The sequence below is a fragment of the Dyadobacter sp. 3J3 genome (assembly GCF_009801115.1).
Classification (GTDB): domain Bacteria; phylum Bacteroidota; class Bacteroidia; order Cytophagales; family Spirosomataceae; genus Dyadobacter.
In genome coordinates, this window is record NZ_VTOL01000001.1 from 235,120 (window position 1) to 254,496 (window position 19,377).

The window sequence follows — 19,377 nt, forward strand, 5'->3', positions numbered from 1 at the left end:
CAACCTTTTTAATTTACTGCCTAACTTGACGAAGTCATGTTCAACATCAGGTACCGGTTCGGGTTAATGCTTTTGCTCGGAGCGTATTCTTTCCTGAATACGCTGCTTATTGAGTCTTTTGAATACTATCATCTCGGTGCAAACCAGTGGGTGATATTTCTTCTTTTTCTTGCAGTTACAGCCGGGATCTGGGAAGGTAACCGGATTTGGGACAACTGGCTTTCTGATGTTGACATTAAACCCTTTTGGAAAAGGGTAAGTTATAATTTTGCCGGAGGCGCTGTTATTACTGCATTGGTTGCCATGCTGCTTGGTATTCCGGCGGCTATCTACACCTTATCGAAGAACTGGCACGAGTGGATACTTCCCTTAAAACTACTGCTAATGTTCTGTTTCCGGGTGAACTTGTTCCTGAATACCATCCATGTTATTTTTCTTTACATGAAACAGCTCGAACAAAGCCGCCAGTTATTGGAAAGTTACAAGCGGATCAGCAGTCAGGCTCAGCTCCAGTCACTTCGTAACCAGGTAAATCCTCATTTTTTGTTTAATAATTTGAGTGTGCTAAGTGCCCTGATCCCTCAGGACGCCAATGCTTCCATAGAGTTTGTAAAGCAATTTTCGAATGTGTACCGTTACGTACTAAAAAGCGATGAAAAGGAGCTGATCGAGTTATGGCAAGAGCTCGATTTTATTGAATCGTATTTGTACCTGCTCAAAACACGTTTCGAAACCGGATTAAGCATCCAGGTTGATATTTCCGAAGGATGCCTTTCTGCTTATATCCTTCCGGTGTCCCTCCAGATGTTGGTTGAAAACGCGGTAAAGCACAATATTGTTTCAAAAAGCAAACCGCTACACATTGAAATATCTTGTCATGATAATGCATCTATCACCGTTAGGAATAATTTACAGAGAAAAATAGTGGAAGAAGACCAATCTACCAAACTGGGTTTGACCAACATTACAAAAAGATATGATTTCCTGGGACATCATGGCGTGGTTGTTGAGCGGACAGACCAGTCATTCAGTGTAACTATCCCACTTATACGTCTTGATCAGCAACCGATGATGCATGTAAACAGAGTTGCTTCAGATTAATTATCCTCAAACTTAAAATTGCCTTCCATGAAAGTACTCATTTTAGAAGACGAAGCCCTCTCGGCTAAAAGAGCTTCCCAACTATTAACTGAACACGATCCGGCTATCGAAGTAATGGATACCCTGGATTCTATCGAAGAAGCTGCCTTGTGGCTCAATCAAAATCCTGAACCTGACCTGATGCTGCTTGATATTCATCTTGCCGACGGGCTTTGTTTTAGCTTGTTCGATAAAGTTTCTGTAAAAAGTCCGGTTATTTTCACCACTGCTTACGATCAGTATGCATTGCAGGCGTTTAAAATAAACAGCATCGATTATCTGCTTAAACCGCTGGACAAAAAAGATTTAACGAAGGCTTTGACAAAATACCATAACCTAAACCAGGATCGCAAAAGCATTTCCGCTCTTGATATTGAAAAGCTCAGGATGACGATCCAGTCACTGACAAAAAAATACAAATCCAGGTTTCTTGTCAGATTTGGCGACACCATACTTTTTAAATACATTGAAGAAGTGGCCTACTTTTACGCTGATGGTAAGTCTGTATTCATGGTCACCAATGAAGGAAAAAAATACCTGATGGATAGTAATCTGGAAAGCCTCGAAGAAATGGTTGATCCGGCATTATTTTTTAGGATCAACAGGAAAGTCATTGCCAGAATTGAGGCAATTCTAAAAGTAAAGACTCTGCTAAGCAGCCGATTACAGGTATTTTTGAAACCTGCTTTCAATCAGGACGTTTTTGTGAGCAAATACAGAAGCAATGACTTTAAGACCTGGCTTGACAATTAACAAAACATACCTCCATTTTATGAAATTCCTATTTACATTTTGTGCATTCCTGATTGCAAACGGGATGTCAGTAGTTTTTGGTCAGCAGGCCAGTGAAGTCAGTATACATCTCAAAAACGGCTCCATGATTTATGGCCGGATACTTGAAACAGACCAGCATTATAAAATTCAAACCTACGACAAAAGTATCTGGGTATTCCCAAAATCAGACGTCGACACCGTGATCGCCGAAAAAATGATCAACCCAAACATTGGATACAAAAAAAGAGGGTTTGTCCATTATACCGAGCTTGGCCCTTTAGCTATGAGCAACAGGGCCTCAAATGGCGTAACTACCTCCGCATTTTCCTTTCAAACGACCAATGGATATAAGTTTAGCCAGTGGATTTACACTGGCCTTGGTATTGGTGCAGACTTGTATGCCGTGCAGACATTCGTCCCGGTAGTGTTGAGCCTTCGGGGCGATTTTACAGATAAGGGATCAAAAATTCCTTTTTATTTTCTGGAAGGTGGATATAGTTTGAATGCCACTTCCAATGATGTGGATAGCCTCCGGTTTAGTGGAGGAGCCACCTTCGCGGCGGGTATCGGCTTAAAAATACTTTTCAACGGAAACACCGGATTTACTATTGCAGCAGGTTACCGCTTCCAAAGGTCCTCCGTAACCCAGGCTGGCTCAGAAAGGCTGGAAGACTTTAACCGGCTGTCTTTGCGGGCTGGGTTTTCGTTTTGAATTACTGACTTGTACTAGTTCAAAGTAATTGGGCTGAAACCCTGAGAAAATTGCAACTTTCTCAATTAATCTGAATTACGATTACGGATAAATTCAGTTTATATTCGGGGTTGGCGGCAGCAACTGGATGGAGATTGTGGACTGTACTGATAGCAGGCACCCAAGAGATTTTGCTAATACCAGATAGTCCATTATTTCCAGCCTGGCTTTTATCAATATCTCAATATTGGATTCGCTGGTACTATCATTTATCCCAAACCTTTCCTGCATACTAAAATTCCTTAAATTGTGAAAACTGATTTTTTGATTGATCAGACTTAATAATACGTCACGGGCATCGTCAAATTCGTAAATACCAGAGATTAAAGTGATGTCACCATTTTCCATGTTCCTATGCGGTCAAGTTATTTTAGGTTTATTTTGTTCAATAATTTGCTGTCAGCACAGGCAAAAAGAATGGAAGGTTTATTCGAAAACACCTTGACCATATTGTGCAGGAGGACGTACATCTCCTTTTCTAAATTGATAAGGAGATGCACATCTTACTACCAGGACACACCTTTTTCTATCCCACCTCAACCTGCGACTCGATTGCAACTTTGCCCGAACCGTTATCAATATACTTTTTAATTTCAAAGAGATTTTCCTGAAGTTTTCTTATTTTTCTTTCCCGGCTTTTGATATCTTCTTCATTCATATCTAGGTTAATTTTTTGCTCATGATACTTTATTTTAATATGGATCATTTGTGTGATCAGGTGAATCGCATCATTAGCCTCGAACTCGCCTTTTATCAATTGTATGGTCATTATTGCTAAGTATTTATTTTGAAAGATCTCTATGTTGATTGAATTATTTACACATATGATTTATTAATTTTTTTCGTAAATATTTTCGAAAGCTCCGATTTTGAACTATTGCCCCTGTCCCAAAGAGAAACCTTGTTTTCCATTAAACGTGTATAGGTTTTCTGTTTTAATCACGTCAATATCTTCACGAAGGCAATTGTCCAACAGTCCGGCGATAAACGCTTTATTAGCGATGGAACCCGATTTTGACTGGAACCGGCATCGCCAGTGATCCGTACAAAAGGTTTCCTTAAATCCATTTGGCCATACCTTTATACCCCTGTTTGTAATCATTTTCAAATCAACCTCATTTCCATCCACGCGTTTTATGATTTCTGCGAGTTCATCAGGATTTGATCCGTCCCAGTGTACAAACAGATCCACCCCCACCAGTTCTTTATCCTGTTTAGGTTTCCGCTGATAGGTTGGGAGAACCAGTGCTGCATTATTGGCATAAGAAACTTCCTTTAACAAATCAGGTTTCTTTCCAAGGTTTGAAATAACTGCATCAGCAAATTCCTTTGTACCGACTTTCACTTTACTGACTTTATCTTTGAAGATATCATAGGTATGCGTGCCATCCTCTATCGTTTTTAGCCAGGCATTTTGAACCCTTTCTGCCACCTTTGTTTGGCCGATATGATTCAACATCATCACGGCTCCCTGCAACAAACCAGACGGATTTGCCATATTCTGGCCAGCTCTTCTCGGTGCTGACCCGTGAATAGCCTCAAACATTGCGCATTCTTCTCCGATATTGGCCGAACCTGCCAAGCCGACGGAACCTGCTATTTGTGCTGCAACGTCACTCAATACATCACCGTATAAATTGGGCATCACCAGTACGTCGAAGATTTCAGGCGTATCAGCCATTTTGGCCGCTCCAATATCGATGATCCAATGCTCATTTTCTATTTCCGGGTACTCTTTTGCAATTTCGTCAAACACACGATGAAACAGGCCGTCTGTCTGTTTCATAATGTTGTCTTTGGTAAAACAGGTCACTTTCTTCCGACCTTGCTGCCTGGCATATTCAAATGCATACCGTACAATTTTCTCACAACCTGGGCGACTGATCAGTTTCAGACATTGAACTACCTCATCGGTTTGCTGATGCTCGATTCCTGCATATAGGTCTTCCTCATTTTCCCTTATAATCACGATATCCATATCAGGATGTTTTGTGCTTACATAGGGATGAAGGCTCGTGCAAGGCCTGACATTTGAATATAGACCCAGAAATTTACGCGTCGTAACGTTTAAGCTTTTGTACCCACCTCCTTGCGGCGTAGTGATGGGAGCTTTCAGAAAAATCTTGTTGCGCCTGATTATATCCCAGGATTCCGAACTAATACCGGCAGCGTTGCCCGCCAGATAAACCGACTCTCCAACCGTAATTTCTTCAATTTCAATTTCGGCACCTGCTGCCAAAATAATTTTCAAAGTGGCATCCATGATTTCCGGGCCAATTCCGTCTCCTTTTGCAACTGTTATTTTAGTCATTTCAATTGGTTTGTTTATGACCACAAAACTATTGACCGTAAATCATAAATTTTCATTTATATTTACTATGCTTTACATAAAAATTATTTATGCATTATACATTAAACCAACTCCGGATTTTCCTGGCGGTTGTGAAGGCACAGAGTGTCACAAAAGCCTCCGAGGAATTGCATTTGACCCAACCTGCGGTTTCTATTCAGTTAAAAAATTTTGAGAACCAGTTTGACATCCCGTTGACAGAGGTCATAGGAAGGAAGATTTATATAACAGATTTTGGACATGAGATCGCGGAGGCGGCTGAAAGCATTATTGAACAGGTACATGCCATTAACTATAAAACATTGGCTTACAAAGGCAAGTTGACCGGAAAACTAAAAATCTCGGTAGTTTCAACTGGAAAATACGTCATGCCATTTTTTCTTACGGATTTTTTGACAAAAAATGCAGGAATTGAGCTATTAATGGATGTTACCAACAAAAACAGGGTTTTGGAAAGCCTGGAAAACAACGAGGTAGATTTTGCCCTTGTATCCATTTTACCTACCACAATCAATATTGAATGGCTGGATCTTTTACCCAACAGGCTCTATTTAGTAGGAAAACCCGGACTAAAACTGAAAAAAAATAAAGAAGTAAGCGAAATATTTAAAGACTTGCCTCTTATTTTTCGGGAAAAAGGTTCTGGTACACGCCAGGTTATGGAGGGTTTTATTGCCGAGCACAATATTTCTGTTTTAAAAAAAATGGAACTCACTTCAAATGAAGCTGTTAAACAAGCCATCCTGGCTGGTTTGGGCTACTCCATTATGCCCGTAATAGGCATAAAAAACGAACTCAATAGCAATGAATTAGAAATCATAAATGTCCCGGGCCTTCCGATAAAAACGACCTGGAGCCTGATTTGGCTGAAAGAAAAAAAGCACTCGAAAGCTTCATTATCTTTTTTAGAATCAGTTGGTAAACAAAAATCAGGGATCATTGAACACAATTTCAAATGGTGTGAGCATCCTTATTAAAAAAGACTTCAAAGCATCAGTCAGTACCAGTCATTAAACAGGAAAATTACAAATAGATACCATGACGATAAAGTCGCAAGTATCAGATATGTTTTTAATACCTTACTGTTTAAATATTTCCATCGAAAGGTCAACAAACTTAATGTCAGCAGCGTAAAAATAGCGTAGAGAAATTTGCCGATAGACCAAATCATAAAAATCCCTTTCGTAGATACCGCTTCCCTCATGTGGTCGAAAAGCTGGCTGATCGAAAGCAGGATTATGACCAGGCCTATGGTCGCTAGTGTGGGCGAAAGCCTGATCAACAACTGGTTGCATGGGAGTTTTTTCAGGATGAAAAGAAAAATATTTACTACGCCAAAAACTAGTGTGCTGATTAAAATGAGCCCGCTGAACGCAAAAAAAAGTATGGACGCCCAGGCCGCTAACGCGGTTGTTTTCTTAAAATACAGTGCTCCGTCCGTAATCACCGGGTTGTTGTCACTGTCCTTCAAAAATAAAATTTGAGGTTTAGCAGCATACTGATTTTTATATTTCAATCCCGTTTTGTCAACTGCTTGCCAGGTCATTGCACCACGACTTAGAATTTGCACACGCATTTCGTTTCCGGCCGGTTCAACATTGATGGTATTCGTCAGACTTTCGAAAAATCCGGTATACATTTGGCTTGGATTGCTTAGCCGGTAATAACCCAGGTAGGGCTTTACAACCACAGTATTCAAAGGATACCTTAAAGTCGCATCCGGCTTATGAATATTCCTGAGAACAAACTCACTGATTAGTTGATCGGCAAATTGATAAAATGCCTCATTGTGCGTGTTTAGAGCAAATGCGTATCCTAATCCAAGGTGCCGGTTGTATAAAAAAGCTGACAAAAATCCACCGATTGCGCCTCGATGTCCCCTGAATATGTGACCGCCCAACTCGTTTGCCTCATTGCCATAGGCATACGTATTTTTAAGGCCACCCCCGGCCGAAAGATAGCTATGCGGTGTTTCAGTTGCTTCCAGAATATCCTTCGAAAGAAATTGTCCCGATGGTGTTTTCCAGTCGTTTAAATAATTTTTCAATACATGAGCAAAATCCTGTGCGCTGACATTTAAGGAGCTGTAACCAGCATTGAAAGCGGGTTGATGTGGTACCAGCTGAAAATTCCCTTGCTTCCAGACATAACCTTTGCTGTATCGGCCGGAACCGTCATCCGTCAGATCGACATTTGCATAAGGCATCCCCAAAGGCTTGAATACGCGTTCCTGCAAATATTTCGGGGTCGGTTGGCCTGATACTTTCCCGGTGATATAATCCAGAATGGCATAGTTCACACTAGAATAGGAATGTCTCTCACCGGGTTTCCATTTGGATGTCATACAATCTTCAAACACCTTAACAGACTCGATTTTTGTATATGGATGGCCCGTGAAATTGTATTCCTGAAAAGGCGATTTGTCGCTAAATCCGGTGGTATGCTCCATTAATTCTTCAATGGTAACAGGATTCGTTGTTTCCCATTGATTCTCAAATGGAATTTCCGGCGCTATATCTTTCAGTTTCGCGTTGACTTTCAGCTTTCCGTCTTTTACTAAATTCATAATCCCAAGTGCGACAAACAGTTTTGTGATTGAAGCGCCGCGAAATAGATGCTTTTCTGTAACCGGGGTTTTCTTATCAATATCTGTATAACCGATTCCACCCGAAAACAGGATTGAATCCCTATTGACGATTGTCATCATCATGCCTGCAATATGCTGCCTCTGCATTTCAGTTTCTAATCTTGCTTTTAAATCACTCAATGTGGTTGGGACAGATTCTTCTGCAGAAGCCGGTTCTACACGCAGAATTGTAATCAGGAAAATTGCTAAGGTGCAGGAAAACAAAGTAGTTCTAAGAGCCATTTTATCGGGATATTAATTTGAAAAAATTATAGCCCGAAATTGGATAAAAACAGCCCTATGTGTGTTCGGATGTATCCAAACGAACAAGTTTCAGCTATTGGAAAAAGAAAAATAGTCTTGGAGATATAAAATATTCTGGTTAATTATCTGATTTTCAGCATTTAATTAAAAGACAAACAAAATATTTATTTTCTTCCCGTCAATGCAAATTCACTTGGCGAAAGGCCCGTTGATTTTTTGAAAGCAGTATTGAACGTGGTTTTGGAATTGAAACCGGCCTCGTAAGCGATTCCGAGTATATTCAGCGTTTCGTATTTTTCAGAGTGCAGCAGACGTTTGGCTTCTTCAATCCGATGTCTGTTTACAAACGAAAAGAAATTTTCTCCATAGACATCGTTGATCAGAAAAGATAATTCATGAATGGATACGCCCATTTGTTGCGCGAGGACCGGCAAACTAAGCTCGTTGTTGAGATATACCTTTTCCAGTTGCATGAGATTTTCCAGCTTTTCTTTCAGAACCACCGTCTGGCTTTCTGTCAGCCTTTTTTGCTTTTCAGTTTTGTGAGGTGTCGTGGAAGAAATGACGATGTCAAGCTCCTGCAAGTCTACTTTTGTAAAAGGATAAATTTCGCTTTGTTTCAAAGCGAAATAGGCCAGAAAATAAACGCTGAGCAGGTAAAGAAACGGTGTGAAGCCGAACAGAACTGTGAAGTTGAAGAGTGCAAGGTTGAGCCAGATTAAAACCACCGCCGCCAAAACCCATAAGAAATATTTCAGCCAGGAGAGGTCAATTTCAGTCGTAAAACTCGTAACCTGTCTGATATTTTGTTCGTGCCGACGTAATTTCAGAAAAGATAAACACCAATAAATCACCGTTTGTGCGGGGAGCGAAATTTTGAAAAAAGTAAGTACAATACCAGCAATATATTCATTTGGGAATTTGAAATTTTCTCCGGTCAATATGTTCGGCATTAGTAAAATTAGAGCCGCAAAGAAAAGAGCAAAATGCAGGTATACTGCTTTATCTTTTTTATTGGCTGATGTAAAGGATGAAACACTCAAATACAAAGTCGGTGCGGATAAAAACCGACTCGCTTCAATCAAACTGAGCGCTACATGGCGATTTTTGACAAGACGAAGATTGTGCAGGAAAATTTCCAGCATTGCACACGCAAAGGAAAAGACAAAAACACCAAGCCAGCGGTTCGCCTTTACATTGATATTCTTTGGATTTGTAAAAAGCAAAAATGAAAGCAAAAAAGCTGCGCCGGTCGTAAGGCCAATGAAAAGTGGATCAGACATGTTTTTATTTTAAAGAGCTGACTTCCATCATTTATTGAGTTGGTGCTCGAAGTTATTACGAATCTTTACCTCCTCCACTCTGACATCAGGCGTGAGTAGGAAACCTGTTGAATTTGTAGAGTTCCCCAAGAGAGGTATTGAAATAATTCCTGGCATGACTTCTGGTAATTTCGATTTGCGAAGAAGGACCTGAGAAGACCTGTAAAAAATTAAGTGAAGCAAAAATATATTCAAAAATCACCCCGATAAAAATTGATAAACCTGGAAATTTCCAGTGATTACCTATCAGACTCAATAAAAAACAGGCTGGTCGGTTTCAGAAAAACCAACCAGCTTTAAAAGCCACTACTCTTTTGTTAAAAATGAATTCATGAGCAGATATCTTCCGCGATGTTTTTCCGTTTCCAGTCTTGTTTTTAAATCGATGTGCATGTAATGCGCATTTTCTCCTGTTCCTAATGGCTTCCACTCAGGCAATCCTGTGCCATTTGGATTTCCTGTTTTCACAAAGTTGGCAAAGTAATTCTGCATAATTTCCGACACTTTATGATCTTCCGGCGTCCAGTCATATACTTTATTAAGCGAAAGATTACCCATCGCATATTCAATTTCTGAGGAGTGCACGGCTCCCTGCGGAATTGTTATTTTTGATGGAGCCGCATCCTTAGATTTGGTAATTCCACCTGCTAATCCGGGTGCAGCATTGCCCATTTCCTTTGTCATTGCAGGGCGTGGATGGGCGTAATAATAACGGTATACAGGTTTTCCGCCTCCGGTTTTGCTCTGGACATCCGCCCATTTCCAGGTTCCGAATCCAATGAAGCGATCACCGGCAAGATCCGTGGCTACTTGTTCAACTTCTGCATCCGTGGTAACTGCATATTGCTTTAAAACCTGATCGGCCTTTTCTCCATATAGCTTTTGTACTGTTTTGGTATAATTATCAACAGTCGGCGATTCTTTACCCAAAATAGCTTTGTAATTCATTTCCTCAGAATTCCATCCGACCAGGAGCGGTACCTGGGCTTGTTCACCATTCAGGTATGTTTCCATAGGTGGTTTTGAAAAGAAATATCCGTCAACCGTAGCCATGAATCTTGGAACTCCAGGCTTATCAGTAAAACCAAGCAATTTCTCCGCAGGGATAGCTCTTAATTCGGTCAGTGACTTCGCACCAACATGTTCTGCAAATTTCGCTCCCGTCTGTTCCGCCTCCATAAGTGGAACCGGAGGCAATGTACCCAATACAGAACCGCTTTCACCAATAGCAGCTGCAAAAAGATTTTTTGACAAAGGTGATGCCATCAGCGCACTTACAGAAAGCGACCCCGCGGATTCTCCCGCAATTGTCACCCGGCCCGGATCTCCTCCGAAAGCAGCAATATTCTGTTGCACCCATTTAAGTGCTGCTGCCTGATCAAGATAACCATAGTTGCCCGATGCGTGATGCGAAGATTCTTTTGTTAAATCAGCAGAAGCCATATAACCGAACACACCCAAACGGTAATTGACGGTTAAACTCACCATACCCTTTTTAGCCATACTTTCGCCATCATAACGACCTTCCGAACCATCACCGGCGATGAAACCACCTCCGTAAAAATACACCAGTACCGGTAATTTTTCATTTGCAGATGAAGCCGGTGTCCATACATTAAGGTACAAACAATCTTCACTCATACCATCCGAACGAAAACCCATATCTCCAAAAACAGCATTTTGCATTGCACGCGGACCAAACTTTTCTGCTTTACGGACATCCTTCCAGTTCTTTACCGGCATCGGTTCTTTCCAACGCAGCTCTCCTATCGGCGGCTGTGCAAAAGGAATTCCTTTGAAAGCACGAATTCCTGACGGCTCTGTTACTCCCTCCAAAATGCCGTTGACTGTTTTGGCTTGCGGAGTATTGGTGGACTTTTTGGACTGAGCAGTAGCCAGTTGTACAATCTGCATAGTCATGAAGACTGTTATAAATAATATTTTCATCAATTGGATTTTAAGATAAAAGATGAAAATATAAGTTATCTCCTCACGAAATGAAAGGTTTAATCCTATATTATATTAGGGTTAATACTTAAACTCAACAAATGCATAATTCAACGATGTTTATGATTCAACTTAATTTGTTACCTGATGACATAAATAAATTGCAGGGCAATTCATTGTCATTAAAAGAATTTAGTATTTTGAGATAAATAGTTATAAACGAGTTATATATAAAACTAATTTAATGGGATGTAATGTCTAATTTTGGCTTCATTATATTATTTAACGGTATGGCACAAAATGTCAATTCTCACTTTTGCAATTTTTGAAGCCCCAAAAATGGAACCTATACATATATACGCTATAAGAAGCTTCGGTGTTCATTATCTTCAATACACTAGCCTGAGATTATTTCAATGGTACGGAGCTGCATTATAGGCAAACAGTAGAATGATGGTCAGATATTCTATGGCTGTCGCAATAACCATTGGGCAGGTTCGTCCTGGCATTTTGAGCATATTGCCCGGACCATCCATCCCACACCCTGCCCCATCAAAAATCACCCTGCAGTCATATTCAAAGCGGAAAATTCTGGAGTGTTAGACACTTCTATCATGGAATTTCTATATTACAGAAACGAGCTCACTGACCATAACTTCCTATGATATTTGTACGTGCCATCACTTATCCACAAGTATGCACTCAACATAACTTTAATTATATAACAAAGGAAATTCACATTAATGAACATCAACATTAATAGCTCTTTGTAGATAATGCTTTATTTATATCTTCTTACTGATTCTTACCTCTTTTTGTCTGGTATTTCGGAGAAGTGAACCACCTAATTCAGTGGTACCGTATTTCCTGGTCATTTCTCCATGTTATTTCATAACAGGTTATTTCTGTGCGCCGCTTACTCCAGAGTGGTATACATTGCCGCTCCCCGCTCTAACAGAACAGGTTTTAAAAGTCCTGCAACATGGCAGTAAAAGTAATCCGTAATCTGATCATCGAGCATTGGTGGAGTATGATCGTGATAGTAAAAAATGTACACCGTACTGCGTCAATTCCGGGATAACTGACTCTATTAAAATCTTTCTGAATTGATTCAGCTGATTGTAATTAATTTTTGCGGCCTTATCATAGATACTATTTTTGCCTCGCTGTTGCCTTGCAAGCAAAATGGGTAAACGAACGCGGTAAAATTCATCAAGATTTGAGGAAAATATTAATAAAAACTTTATTCTTTCCAAAACCGGCACAATATCCCTGCCTGCTTCAATCAACACTCTTTCATTAAAGGAAAGCCAGCTCAGATTACGGTCAAAATAAGAGTATTTGGTCATCATGTTGATAAATCAGACATTGTGTAAGGATCATTACTTTCAAAATTTATAGTGCCGTTTCACAGGAACAATTAAAAATGTGCCACCTAAATCTAATACGTTGGCTTTCCCAAGCTGGGAATAACTTTACCTGATTGCTATGTATCTAAAACGGAGAAGATATTTTAAAGACATAAGTAGATATACCTACAGACAAAATGAACGAATTGGAATACACGTAAATTTGTATTAAAAATTAAATGAACCAAATTATTATTAAATGTCGTTTAGCATTTCAACCTTTAATTTTAAAATCATTTTACTTTGATTGATATTACTCGGGATGGGATAAACTCTAAGTAACGTTAATAATCTGTATCCTGCGGCTGCCAGTTGACCCAACCAACAGTCCAGTCCGTCGTAGCAAAAGCGCCGCGGTAGCTAACCGGAGTAATAAAATAATTGGCTATTTTAGTGCTAACCACCCCGCTACTTAACAATGATGAATTTTTCTGAGGCAGCATCTTGGGTGCACCAAGATCAAAACTTGATGGGTCTAATAATAGCGATGACAACTCAGAGCCTGCAATAATCACGTTTCTGTAGGCAGGCGTATGGAAAAAACTTATAGCCTGCTCATCTGTAATATCTCCTGCCCCACGTACATCCTTTGTCAGTACATCCCCATATAATGGCAGTGCCCCACCGACATTGGCCAAGGTTACACCCTGAAGTTTTAAGTCCCCATTTTCCACATTTTTCCAGGTACCACTTCTTGTACCGTCCAAACGTAAACCTTCCGGCCAGCCGATAAAAACTGAATTAATAACGCTGGCCGCTGAGTTTCTGCGAAGGTGCAGCGCAGACTGATAGCCACCGCTGCCCATCAATGTAGTAGCAATGGGCCTTTCAGCAAATGCAAAACTACTTACATTGGCTAAAATCGCTTTGGTTAACGGCATTCCCTTATTAGGATTTAAAGAACTTTGGTCAGCGTTTTCACCCGGGTTAAAATTATCAGATTCAATACAATTGGATCCCGAAGCATCAGCGATCTGCGGATCACGCAGAGAAAGTGCAAATTGAACATTTCCTGAATAGCCCCAGTCCAGATCAAAATCGTCATCAAACGGGCTTAGCGATATCAGGTGCCGAGCGTTTACAGTACCACCACGCCAATCAAAGGAATCACCAGCACTGTGAGAAACCTGAACATGATCAATAGTAGTTGCTGAACCAACGCCGTAACACCTCAAACCACTCAGGTCGGAGCAGCAGACCGAACCTCCTGCGTACTCGATACGCACATATTGCAAAGATCCGGAGTTGTCGGCCGGCTGATCGAATGCATTCATCGAACCTCTGATATCCGCATCAAACAAAAAATCGCCAGGACGGTTATGTGGTGCTTTACCTATGAGCACTATACCACCCCAATCACCGGAATTACGTTTGCCAGGCACATTTGCAGATGTAAAAACAATAGGTTTCTGCTCTGTCCCGTTGGCGAAAATTTTGGCTCCGGCTTCAATGATCAATGCGTCAGGATGGCTGTATGCATCCTGTTGAAAGTTACCACCCAAAATTACAGTGCCAGGTTCAATGGTCAAAGCCGCCTGGTTGGTTACATAGACGTAACCTCGAAGCAGGTAGTGGTTATTGGCAGTCCACACCATGTTTTCACGAATCTCGCCCTTCACTTCAATTAAATTATATGTAATGGGTTTTTCATCTGGCACCGCCGTTATCGACTTGCAACCAGCCAGACAAAAAAGATGACACAATCCCAAAACTAAGATTATCTTAAATAAAAAAGGCTTCATCAAATGCTGATCATAAGTCAATACAAAGTTATAAACAGAGAACTAATTTAAGCCTGAATCAACATTATGTTTATGTAAAGATTACAGCCAGTTACAGCTTACTTCAATTACACACAACACTGCTGATTGCAATCTTAGACCAGATCACAATTTTCTACAAGCAGTTGACAGATTATTTTATTTGATAGGAAATAATCTCATTTGAAAAGGCCAGATCGACTAAGGCAGTGCCTTTGATAATGTCCGGGCCAAGCAGATAATTTAATAGGATCATAAAACTCTGAAGAATTGCAGGAAATATCAGGCGGCTAACTTTATGGATTACAACAAATCACAAAACAGCTGTATGAAAAATAAAAATTCTATCAACCGAAGGGCATTTATTGAAAAATCGGCATTGGGCATTTCTGGGATGATTTTATCATCTGTACTGGTGGGTTCGTGCACCGATCACAACATACCTGACCCCAATGATCCAGGACAGAAAGGTAATTTTGACTATGGCGTTGCAAGTTTTGATCCAACAGAAAGTAAAATAATCCTATGGACCAGAGTAACACCCGCTGTAAGCACTGACAAAGTAACGCTTTCTTACAAGCTTGCCACAGACTCTGCTTTCAACTCCGTTCTAAAAACAGAAATGGTGGATGCACTTTCGGGCGATGACTTTACAGTAAGCATCGATATCAGTGGGCTTGACTCCAACAAAAAATATTACTATAATTTCACTATCGTTAATACTGCAACGGTTTCAGTGACCGGCGAGACATTGACACTTCCAAAGGCAGGTGAGCGTAGTGAAGTGAAACTAGCGGTCTGTTCTTGTTCAAACTATGCCGCTGGTTTGTTCAATGTTTACGGCGCGATGGCGATATCCGACGCTGACGTGATTTTGCACCTCGGGGATTACATCTATGAATATGGTGAAGGGCAATACGGTACTAATTCAAACACTGCCGCTCTGGGAAGGACACATGCACCAAAGAACGAGATATTGACCCTGGACGATTACCGTACACGTCTTAAACAATACAGAAGTGACCCGCAGCTTCAGCTGGCTCATCAGAAAAAACCATTTATTTGTGTTTGGGACGATCATGAGATTGCCAATGATGCTTACAAAGACGGTGCACAGAATCACAATGCCGGCGAAGGAAGCTTTGAAACGCGGAAAGCAAATGCAATTAAAGCTTATCATGAATACATTGGGGTCCGTACTTTGTCAGATCCGAAAATCTACCGCAGCTTTACTTTTGGAGATATTCTTGACCTTCACATGCTCGATACCCGGGTAATTGGCCGGGATAAACAACTTTCATACACAGATTACTTTAACAGTAGCGGTGTTTTAGACGCAGCTGCCTTTCAGAAAGACTGGCTAAATCCATCCAGAACCATTTTGGGTGCTGAGCAGCTTACATGGCTGGGCAGTGCGCTTCAAGCTGGAAAAGGCAAATGGCAAGTCCTTGGACAACAGGTATTGATGAGAAAAATGTATGTCCCGGCAGAATTACTAATTGGTATAACACAAATCGTTGGTGAAGCTACCGCATTGGGCTCGGCAACCCCAGCGACTTTTCAAAAGTTCCAGGCGCTGCTTTTGGCTTTGACACAGATCAAAGCGCGTTCTCTTGCCAAAGATCCTTCATTGACAACACAGGAAATTGCCAGAATTAGCACAGTATTGCCCTATAATCTGGACGCCTGGGATGGATATCCAGCCGAACGTGAAAAAGTATATGCGTTGGCAAAGGGCAAGAAACTCATAGCCCTGTCAGGTGATTCACACAATGGCTGGTATTCTGACCTGACAACAGCGGACCAGGAAAAAATAGGAAAGGAATTTGCTGCTTCCTCTGTAACTTCTCCTGGTTTTGAAGAGTATTTGGGAACTGATCCAGCTTCTTTGGCAGGCTTTGAAAAAGCACTGGCACTCCTGGTTGATGATCTAAACTATGTGGACGCTTCTAAACGCGGTTATGTGATGGCAAAATTCACCACCACCCAGGCAATTGCAGAATGGAGGTATGTGAGCACGATCTCAACACTGAACACGACAACCACAACAGGACATAGCGAAACAATTAGTTAGTAACCTGGTAGTTTTTTTATTTTGGGCTAAAAGGTTGCTGCCTGCGCATACTGGTTAGCAACCTTTTAACTTTACTTGATTCATTCTATAAGGAGACATCCTTTTGTTCAATTATAACAGTCTTATTTTGATGTTTAGGCATTGTTTTTTTTGAATTTTTTGCAAGCTGCTTCCCTATCTTAACTGCCAGTTTTTTAGCTGTTTCTTTTATTGATTTTTCAAAGCTCTTTGAGATAGGCACCAAGCCAGTCAATTTTTCAGTAAGTGTTGATTAAATATCCTGAGCTGTCTGTTTGTCGTATTTTTTCATAATTCCTGTCTATTGGGCGATATCATTTTTGAGCATTGTCAAATCTTTGGCTATCCGCATCGGCCGGATCGATATTGCCGGTTAAAACTGATTGACTTCCGTCAAACTAGGGCATATTTTTAAGATTCGCCGCTTGCATCTTCGGAAAAATTACCCGGATCGCTACCAGTTTCAGCCACTTTTTTAGCTGCCTGCCGCTCTTGTTTTTCAAAGATCATCATCAACCTTTCAGCAAGTTTTCCGCCCGACTTGGCTATCCTGTTTTTTGCTTTGTCTGATAGCACCATTGAGGATTCCAACCGGCTCGTTATTGCTTCAACAATTTCGTTTTGCAAAGAATTTTTATCGACACTCATGTTAGTTTGGCTGTATAAAGTTTGAAAAGTGAGATTAAACATCAATTTAAATTTTTAATGTTTACAAACCATAGATGAGCAAGAAAATAAACTGGATGGAACCAGATCAAATCAACCTCGCAGTATTTTAAATCATTCGTTCTATATACTGACCTATAAAACATCTGTATTTTAATTGATTTTATTTATTAAATTTTGATTGAGAAATCATTGTAACGAGTGATCTTCATTCATTATTAAACGATACAGCAGTCAATAGATTTGTCACTAGTGGTATTATCAGATAAATCTGTACGCATGAAAAAAACCTTTAAAATATTCCTGCTTTGTGCAGGCACAGTGATGCTGATACTTGTCACTGCCACCAGTCTGTTTATTTACAGAATTAAAAATGGGTTTCCGGTAAAATTCGAAACAGATCATCCTGTGATCAATTTTCCGGCTGCCAAACCTGCCATACTATTATTTTCCAAAACAACAGGTTACAGGCATTCCGAATCCATTGACGCGGCCAAGCGTGTCTTTCTGAATATGAGCAAGAAAAATGGTTGGTATATTTATGAGACGGAAAAGGGTGGCGTATTCTTCGGCGAACTGTTAAAGAATTTTAAAGTTATAATCATTAATAACGGAACTGGCAGACTGCTGAATGCTGAACAACAGATGGCGGTGAAGGAGTTTGTTGAATCGGGCGGCACATTAATGGGTATTCATAGTGCCGGCGATTTCTCCCACAATGACTGGCCATGGATGAATAAAAATCTTATAGGTGCCAGTTTTTCCCATCACCCACTCCATCCGCAACTTCAGGCGGCCAAGGTAAACATTGAGAAAGATATAGATTCCACCTTTACACATCAGCGGCCCGCTTCCTGGAAGCAAACAGATGAATGGTATATCTATTATTCGAAGCCCAAGGGTGTCAGGATTGTTGCCTATATCGATGGCGAAACGATTCTTCCTAGCGGAAACTTATTTCTTATTCAAAACAAAGATTTTGGCATGGGTAAGCACCAGCCAGTTGCATGGTACCGAAATGTCGGCCAGGGAAAAACATTTTATACTTCAATGGGCCATGATACAGCAGTTTGGAAGAATGAAAACTTTGTGCAATTACTACAAAATGCAGTTCTCTGGTCAATCAAATAATTTGCCAGATTTAATTTTAGCATCAGCACCATAAGGGCAAATCAAATCATTATTTCAGCATGCACTCCGACCGGTTTAGACAAGCATTTCCCGTCTTTTATTGCCAAGAATAATCACCATTTTTCTTAACAACGATTTATTGGAAACCATTAAAGGATGAAATAACGAAAAAACCTTATAATTCCGGGCACACTTTATCACTGAAGATCTAGCAGGTGTAATAACAAGATCTAAAGGGGTATAAAATGAGACAAAGTTGATTGGTTGTAACTGGGTGGTGTCCAGGTTTAAATTTTCAAGAAAAGAACTGTTCGGGCGCATTTGGTTAATTCCGGCCCCAGGAAAAAAATAAGCGCTTATAGTACCTTGATGTGGCGTTGAAAGGGTTATAAGATTGTCCGTTTTATATAAGCAGTCAAGATGCTGGAGATAATACCTGCATATAAGACCTCCCATGCTAAATCCTATTAAATCAATCCGCTCCGAGCCAATTGTATTTTCCTCAATGAAAAGATTTAATTGTTCAGCAAGTACTTCAATAGATTCAGAACCATTACTTGAACGCAGCGACGGGGTTAAAACTTTCCAGCCCAAATCACGCAATTGCCTTGCCATAAATTTCATTCGCCTGTCAGTATCCATAAAACCGTGAACGAGTACCAGCGTATTGTCCATCTCAATTTTTCAGTCTTTGCAATTATATTCGTACAAAACATTTGTAAGATAGTTTGATACCCAACGGCAGCCAAGCTATTTGATCTAAATTATAATTGCTTTTTAATAACTTAATCAAAGCATCACGTTGAATATATTTATGTTTTAGCTCAATATATTAACTTAACCGGGTTAACAAAGCACTTCATCATTATGGATAACTTTACCGAATATGTTGATACGATTGCCCGTATGTCAATTCTCAAGGCCAAGGCTGCCTTTACTTGTCCTGTTCACCCGGACATTATGATAAGGACTGAAAATTTTGATACCGAGCAACGCGCCTTTATGATAGCCCAGAAAACATCGGTTTACAATGACAAAAGTGTACTCCTCAATAGAGTAACGAGTGCTGTCCGGCGGGAGCTGGAATCTGCTGATGGAAGATGCAATATTTGCACCTGAACACAATAAACTAATAACCTTTCTTC

At 40.4% G+C, this 19,377-nt stretch carries 16 protein-coding genes and 1 pseudogene; 7 read left to right on the forward strand and 10 right to left on the reverse strand.

The window, feature by feature from the left end; translation table 11 throughout:
- Positions 1–36 precede the first annotated feature (36 nt).
- The 3 genes from FZF08_RS01015 to FZF08_RS01025 are packed head-to-tail and all read left to right on the forward strand — an operon-like array spanning position 37 to position 2,626.
- Positions 37–1,101: a sensor histidine kinase gene (locus tag FZF08_RS01015; RefSeq protein WP_159466762.1), complete on the forward strand. Its 1,065-nt coding sequence runs from the start codon at positions 37–39 to the stop codon at positions 1,099–1,101.
- Between the two features lie 27 nt (positions 1,102–1,128).
- The gene (locus FZF08_RS01020; protein ID WP_159466763.1) at positions 1,129–1,893 is read left to right on the forward strand and encodes a LytTR family DNA-binding domain-containing protein; all 765 of its coding nucleotides are present in this window, start codon (positions 1,129–1,131) and stop codon (positions 1,891–1,893) included.
- Between the two features lie 19 nt (positions 1,894–1,912).
- Positions 1,913–2,626, forward strand: a complete 714-nt coding sequence (locus FZF08_RS01025) for a hypothetical protein (RefSeq protein ID WP_229216375.1) — start codon at positions 1,913–1,915, stop codon at positions 2,624–2,626.
- A gap of 93 nt (positions 2,627–2,719) precedes the next feature.
- Here FZF08_RS01025 and FZF08_RS01030 read toward each other — a convergent pair whose 3' ends face one another.
- The 3 genes from FZF08_RS01030 to FZF08_RS01040 all read right to left on the reverse strand — a co-directional run bounded on the left by FZF08_RS01030 (position 2,720) and on the right by FZF08_RS01040 (position 4,976).
- Positions 2,720–3,013, reverse strand: coding sequence for a hypothetical protein (locus tag FZF08_RS01030; protein ID WP_159466764.1), 294 nt, complete (start codon positions 3,011–3,013; stop codon positions 2,720–2,722).
- 178 nt (positions 3,014–3,191) lie between these two features.
- Positions 3,192–3,434 carry a hypothetical protein gene (locus FZF08_RS01035; protein ID WP_159466765.1) on the reverse strand — a complete coding sequence of 81 codons (243 nt, stop codon included), beginning with the start codon at positions 3,432–3,434 and terminating at the stop codon, positions 3,192–3,194.
- A 105-nt stretch (positions 3,435–3,539) separates the two neighbouring features.
- Positions 3,540–4,976, reverse strand: coding sequence for an NADP-dependent isocitrate dehydrogenase (locus FZF08_RS01040; protein WP_159466766.1), 1,437 nt, complete (start codon positions 4,974–4,976; stop codon positions 3,540–3,542).
- Positions 4,977–5,065: 89 nt separating this feature from the next.
- Here FZF08_RS01040 and FZF08_RS01045 point away from each other — a divergent pair, with 89 nt between their 5' ends.
- Positions 5,066–5,992: a LysR family transcriptional regulator gene (locus FZF08_RS01045; protein WP_159466767.1), complete on the forward strand. Its 927-nt coding sequence runs from the start codon at positions 5,066–5,068 to the stop codon at positions 5,990–5,992.
- 20 nt (positions 5,993–6,012) lie between these two features.
- On the opposite strand, the gene FZF08_RS01050 is transcribed toward FZF08_RS01045, so the two are convergent.
- The 5 genes and pseudogenes from FZF08_RS01050 to FZF08_RS01070 form a co-directional block, all read right to left on the reverse strand.
- On the reverse strand, positions 6,013–7,884 hold the full coding sequence (locus FZF08_RS01050; protein ID WP_159466768.1) for a serine hydrolase: 1,872 nt from the start codon (positions 7,882–7,884) through the stop codon (positions 6,013–6,015).
- A gap of 185 nt (positions 7,885–8,069) precedes the next feature.
- Positions 8,070–9,188, reverse strand: coding sequence for an AraC family transcriptional regulator (locus FZF08_RS01055; RefSeq protein ID WP_159466769.1), 1,119 nt, complete (start codon positions 9,186–9,188; stop codon positions 8,070–8,072).
- A 345-nt stretch (positions 9,189–9,533) separates the two neighbouring features.
- Entirely contained in the window at positions 9,534–11,174 is a 1,641-nt protein-coding gene (locus FZF08_RS01060; protein ID WP_159466770.1) for a carboxylesterase/lipase family protein, read from the reverse strand.
- A 1,106-nt stretch (positions 11,175–12,280) separates the two neighbouring features.
- Positions 12,281–12,526, reverse strand: a pseudogene (locus tag FZF08_RS01065) (polyphosphate kinase 1); the annotation flags it as partial.
- A 341-nt stretch (positions 12,527–12,867) separates the two neighbouring features.
- Positions 12,868–14,325 carry a cell shape-determining protein MreB gene (locus tag FZF08_RS01070; protein ID WP_229216376.1) on the reverse strand — a complete coding sequence of 486 codons (1,458 nt, stop codon included), beginning with the start codon at positions 14,323–14,325 and terminating at the stop codon, positions 12,868–12,870.
- A 346-nt stretch (positions 14,326–14,671) separates the two neighbouring features.
- Between FZF08_RS01070 and FZF08_RS01075 the strand changes: the two genes are divergently transcribed.
- The gene (locus FZF08_RS01075) at positions 14,672–16,417 is read left to right on the forward strand and encodes an alkaline phosphatase (RefSeq protein ID WP_159466772.1); all 1,746 of its coding nucleotides are present in this window, start codon (positions 14,672–14,674) and stop codon (positions 16,415–16,417) included.
- Between the two features lie 429 nt (positions 16,418–16,846).
- Here the strand turns inward: FZF08_RS01075 and FZF08_RS01080 are convergent, their stop codons facing one another.
- Complete coding sequence (locus FZF08_RS01080; protein WP_159466773.1) at positions 16,847–17,083, reverse strand: hypothetical protein; 237 nt, start codon at positions 17,081–17,083, stop codon at positions 16,847–16,849.
- A gap of 297 nt (positions 17,084–17,380) precedes the next feature.
- On the opposite strand from FZF08_RS01080, the gene FZF08_RS01085 reads away from it, so the two are divergent.
- On the forward strand, positions 17,381–18,232 hold the full coding sequence (locus tag FZF08_RS01085; RefSeq protein WP_159466774.1) for a ThuA domain-containing protein: 852 nt from the start codon (positions 17,381–17,383) through the stop codon (positions 18,230–18,232).
- 75 nt (positions 18,233–18,307) lie between these two features.
- On the opposite strand, the gene FZF08_RS01090 is transcribed toward FZF08_RS01085, so the two are convergent.
- Positions 18,308–18,907, reverse strand: a complete 600-nt coding sequence (locus FZF08_RS01090; RefSeq protein ID WP_159466775.1) for a triacylglycerol lipase — start codon at positions 18,905–18,907, stop codon at positions 18,308–18,310.
- A 231-nt stretch (positions 18,908–19,138) separates the two neighbouring features.
- Here FZF08_RS01090 and FZF08_RS01095 point away from each other — a divergent pair, with 231 nt between their 5' ends.
- Positions 19,139–19,351 (forward strand): hypothetical protein, encoded by a 213-nt coding sequence (locus FZF08_RS01095; protein WP_159466776.1) that lies wholly within the window; start codon positions 19,139–19,141, stop codon positions 19,349–19,351.
- Positions 19,352–19,377: the final 26 nt, after the last annotated feature.

What these genes read in the sequence shown, in the direction of transcription:
- FZF08_RS01015 (WP_159466762.1), top strand. Translation starts at nt 37, where the DNA reads ATGTTCAACATCAGGTACCGGTTCGGGTTAATGCTTTTGCTCGGAGCG.
- FZF08_RS01020 (WP_159466763.1), top strand. Translation starts at nt 1,129, where the DNA reads ATGAAAGTACTCATTTTAGAAGACGAAGCCCTCTCGGCTAAAAGAGCT.
- FZF08_RS01025 (WP_229216375.1), top strand. Translation starts at nt 1,913, where the DNA reads ATGAAATTCCTATTTACATTTTGTGCATTCCTGATTGCAAACGGGATG.
- FZF08_RS01030 (WP_159466764.1), bottom strand. Translation starts at nt 3,013, where the DNA reads ATGGAAAATGGTGACATCACTTTAATCTCTGGTATTTACGAATTTGAC.
- FZF08_RS01035 (WP_159466765.1), bottom strand. Translation starts at nt 3,434, where the DNA reads ATGACCATACAATTGATAAAAGGCGAGTTCGAGGCTAATGATGCGATT.
- FZF08_RS01040 (WP_159466766.1), bottom strand. Translation starts at nt 4,976, where the DNA reads ATGACTAAAATAACAGTTGCAAAAGGAGACGGAATTGGCCCGGAAATC.
- FZF08_RS01045 (WP_159466767.1), top strand. Translation starts at nt 5,066, where the DNA reads ATGCATTATACATTAAACCAACTCCGGATTTTCCTGGCGGTTGTGAAG.
- FZF08_RS01050 (WP_159466768.1), bottom strand. Translation starts at nt 7,884, where the DNA reads ATGGCTCTTAGAACTACTTTGTTTTCCTGCACCTTAGCAATTTTCCTG.
- FZF08_RS01055 (WP_159466769.1), bottom strand. Translation starts at nt 9,188, where the DNA reads ATGTCTGATCCACTTTTCATTGGCCTTACGACCGGCGCAGCTTTTTTG.
- FZF08_RS01060 (WP_159466770.1), bottom strand. Translation starts at nt 11,174, where the DNA reads ATGAAAATATTATTTATAACAGTCTTCATGACTATGCAGATTGTACAA.
- FZF08_RS01070 (WP_229216376.1), bottom strand. Translation starts at nt 14,325, where the DNA reads ATGAAGCCTTTTTTATTTAAGATAATCTTAGTTTTGGGATTGTGTCAT.
- FZF08_RS01075 (WP_159466772.1), top strand. Translation starts at nt 14,672, where the DNA reads ATGAAAAATAAAAATTCTATCAACCGAAGGGCATTTATTGAAAAATCG.
- FZF08_RS01080 (WP_159466773.1), bottom strand. Translation starts at nt 17,083, where the DNA reads ATGAGTGTCGATAAAAATTCTTTGCAAAACGAAATTGTTGAAGCAATA.
- FZF08_RS01085 (WP_159466774.1), top strand. Translation starts at nt 17,381, where the DNA reads ATGAAAAAAACCTTTAAAATATTCCTGCTTTGTGCAGGCACAGTGATG.
- FZF08_RS01090 (WP_159466775.1), bottom strand. Translation starts at nt 18,907, where the DNA reads ATGGACAATACGCTGGTACTCGTTCACGGTTTTATGGATACTGACAGG.
- FZF08_RS01095 (WP_159466776.1), top strand. Translation starts at nt 19,139, where the DNA reads ATGTCAATTCTCAAGGCCAAGGCTGCCTTTACTTGTCCTGTTCACCCG.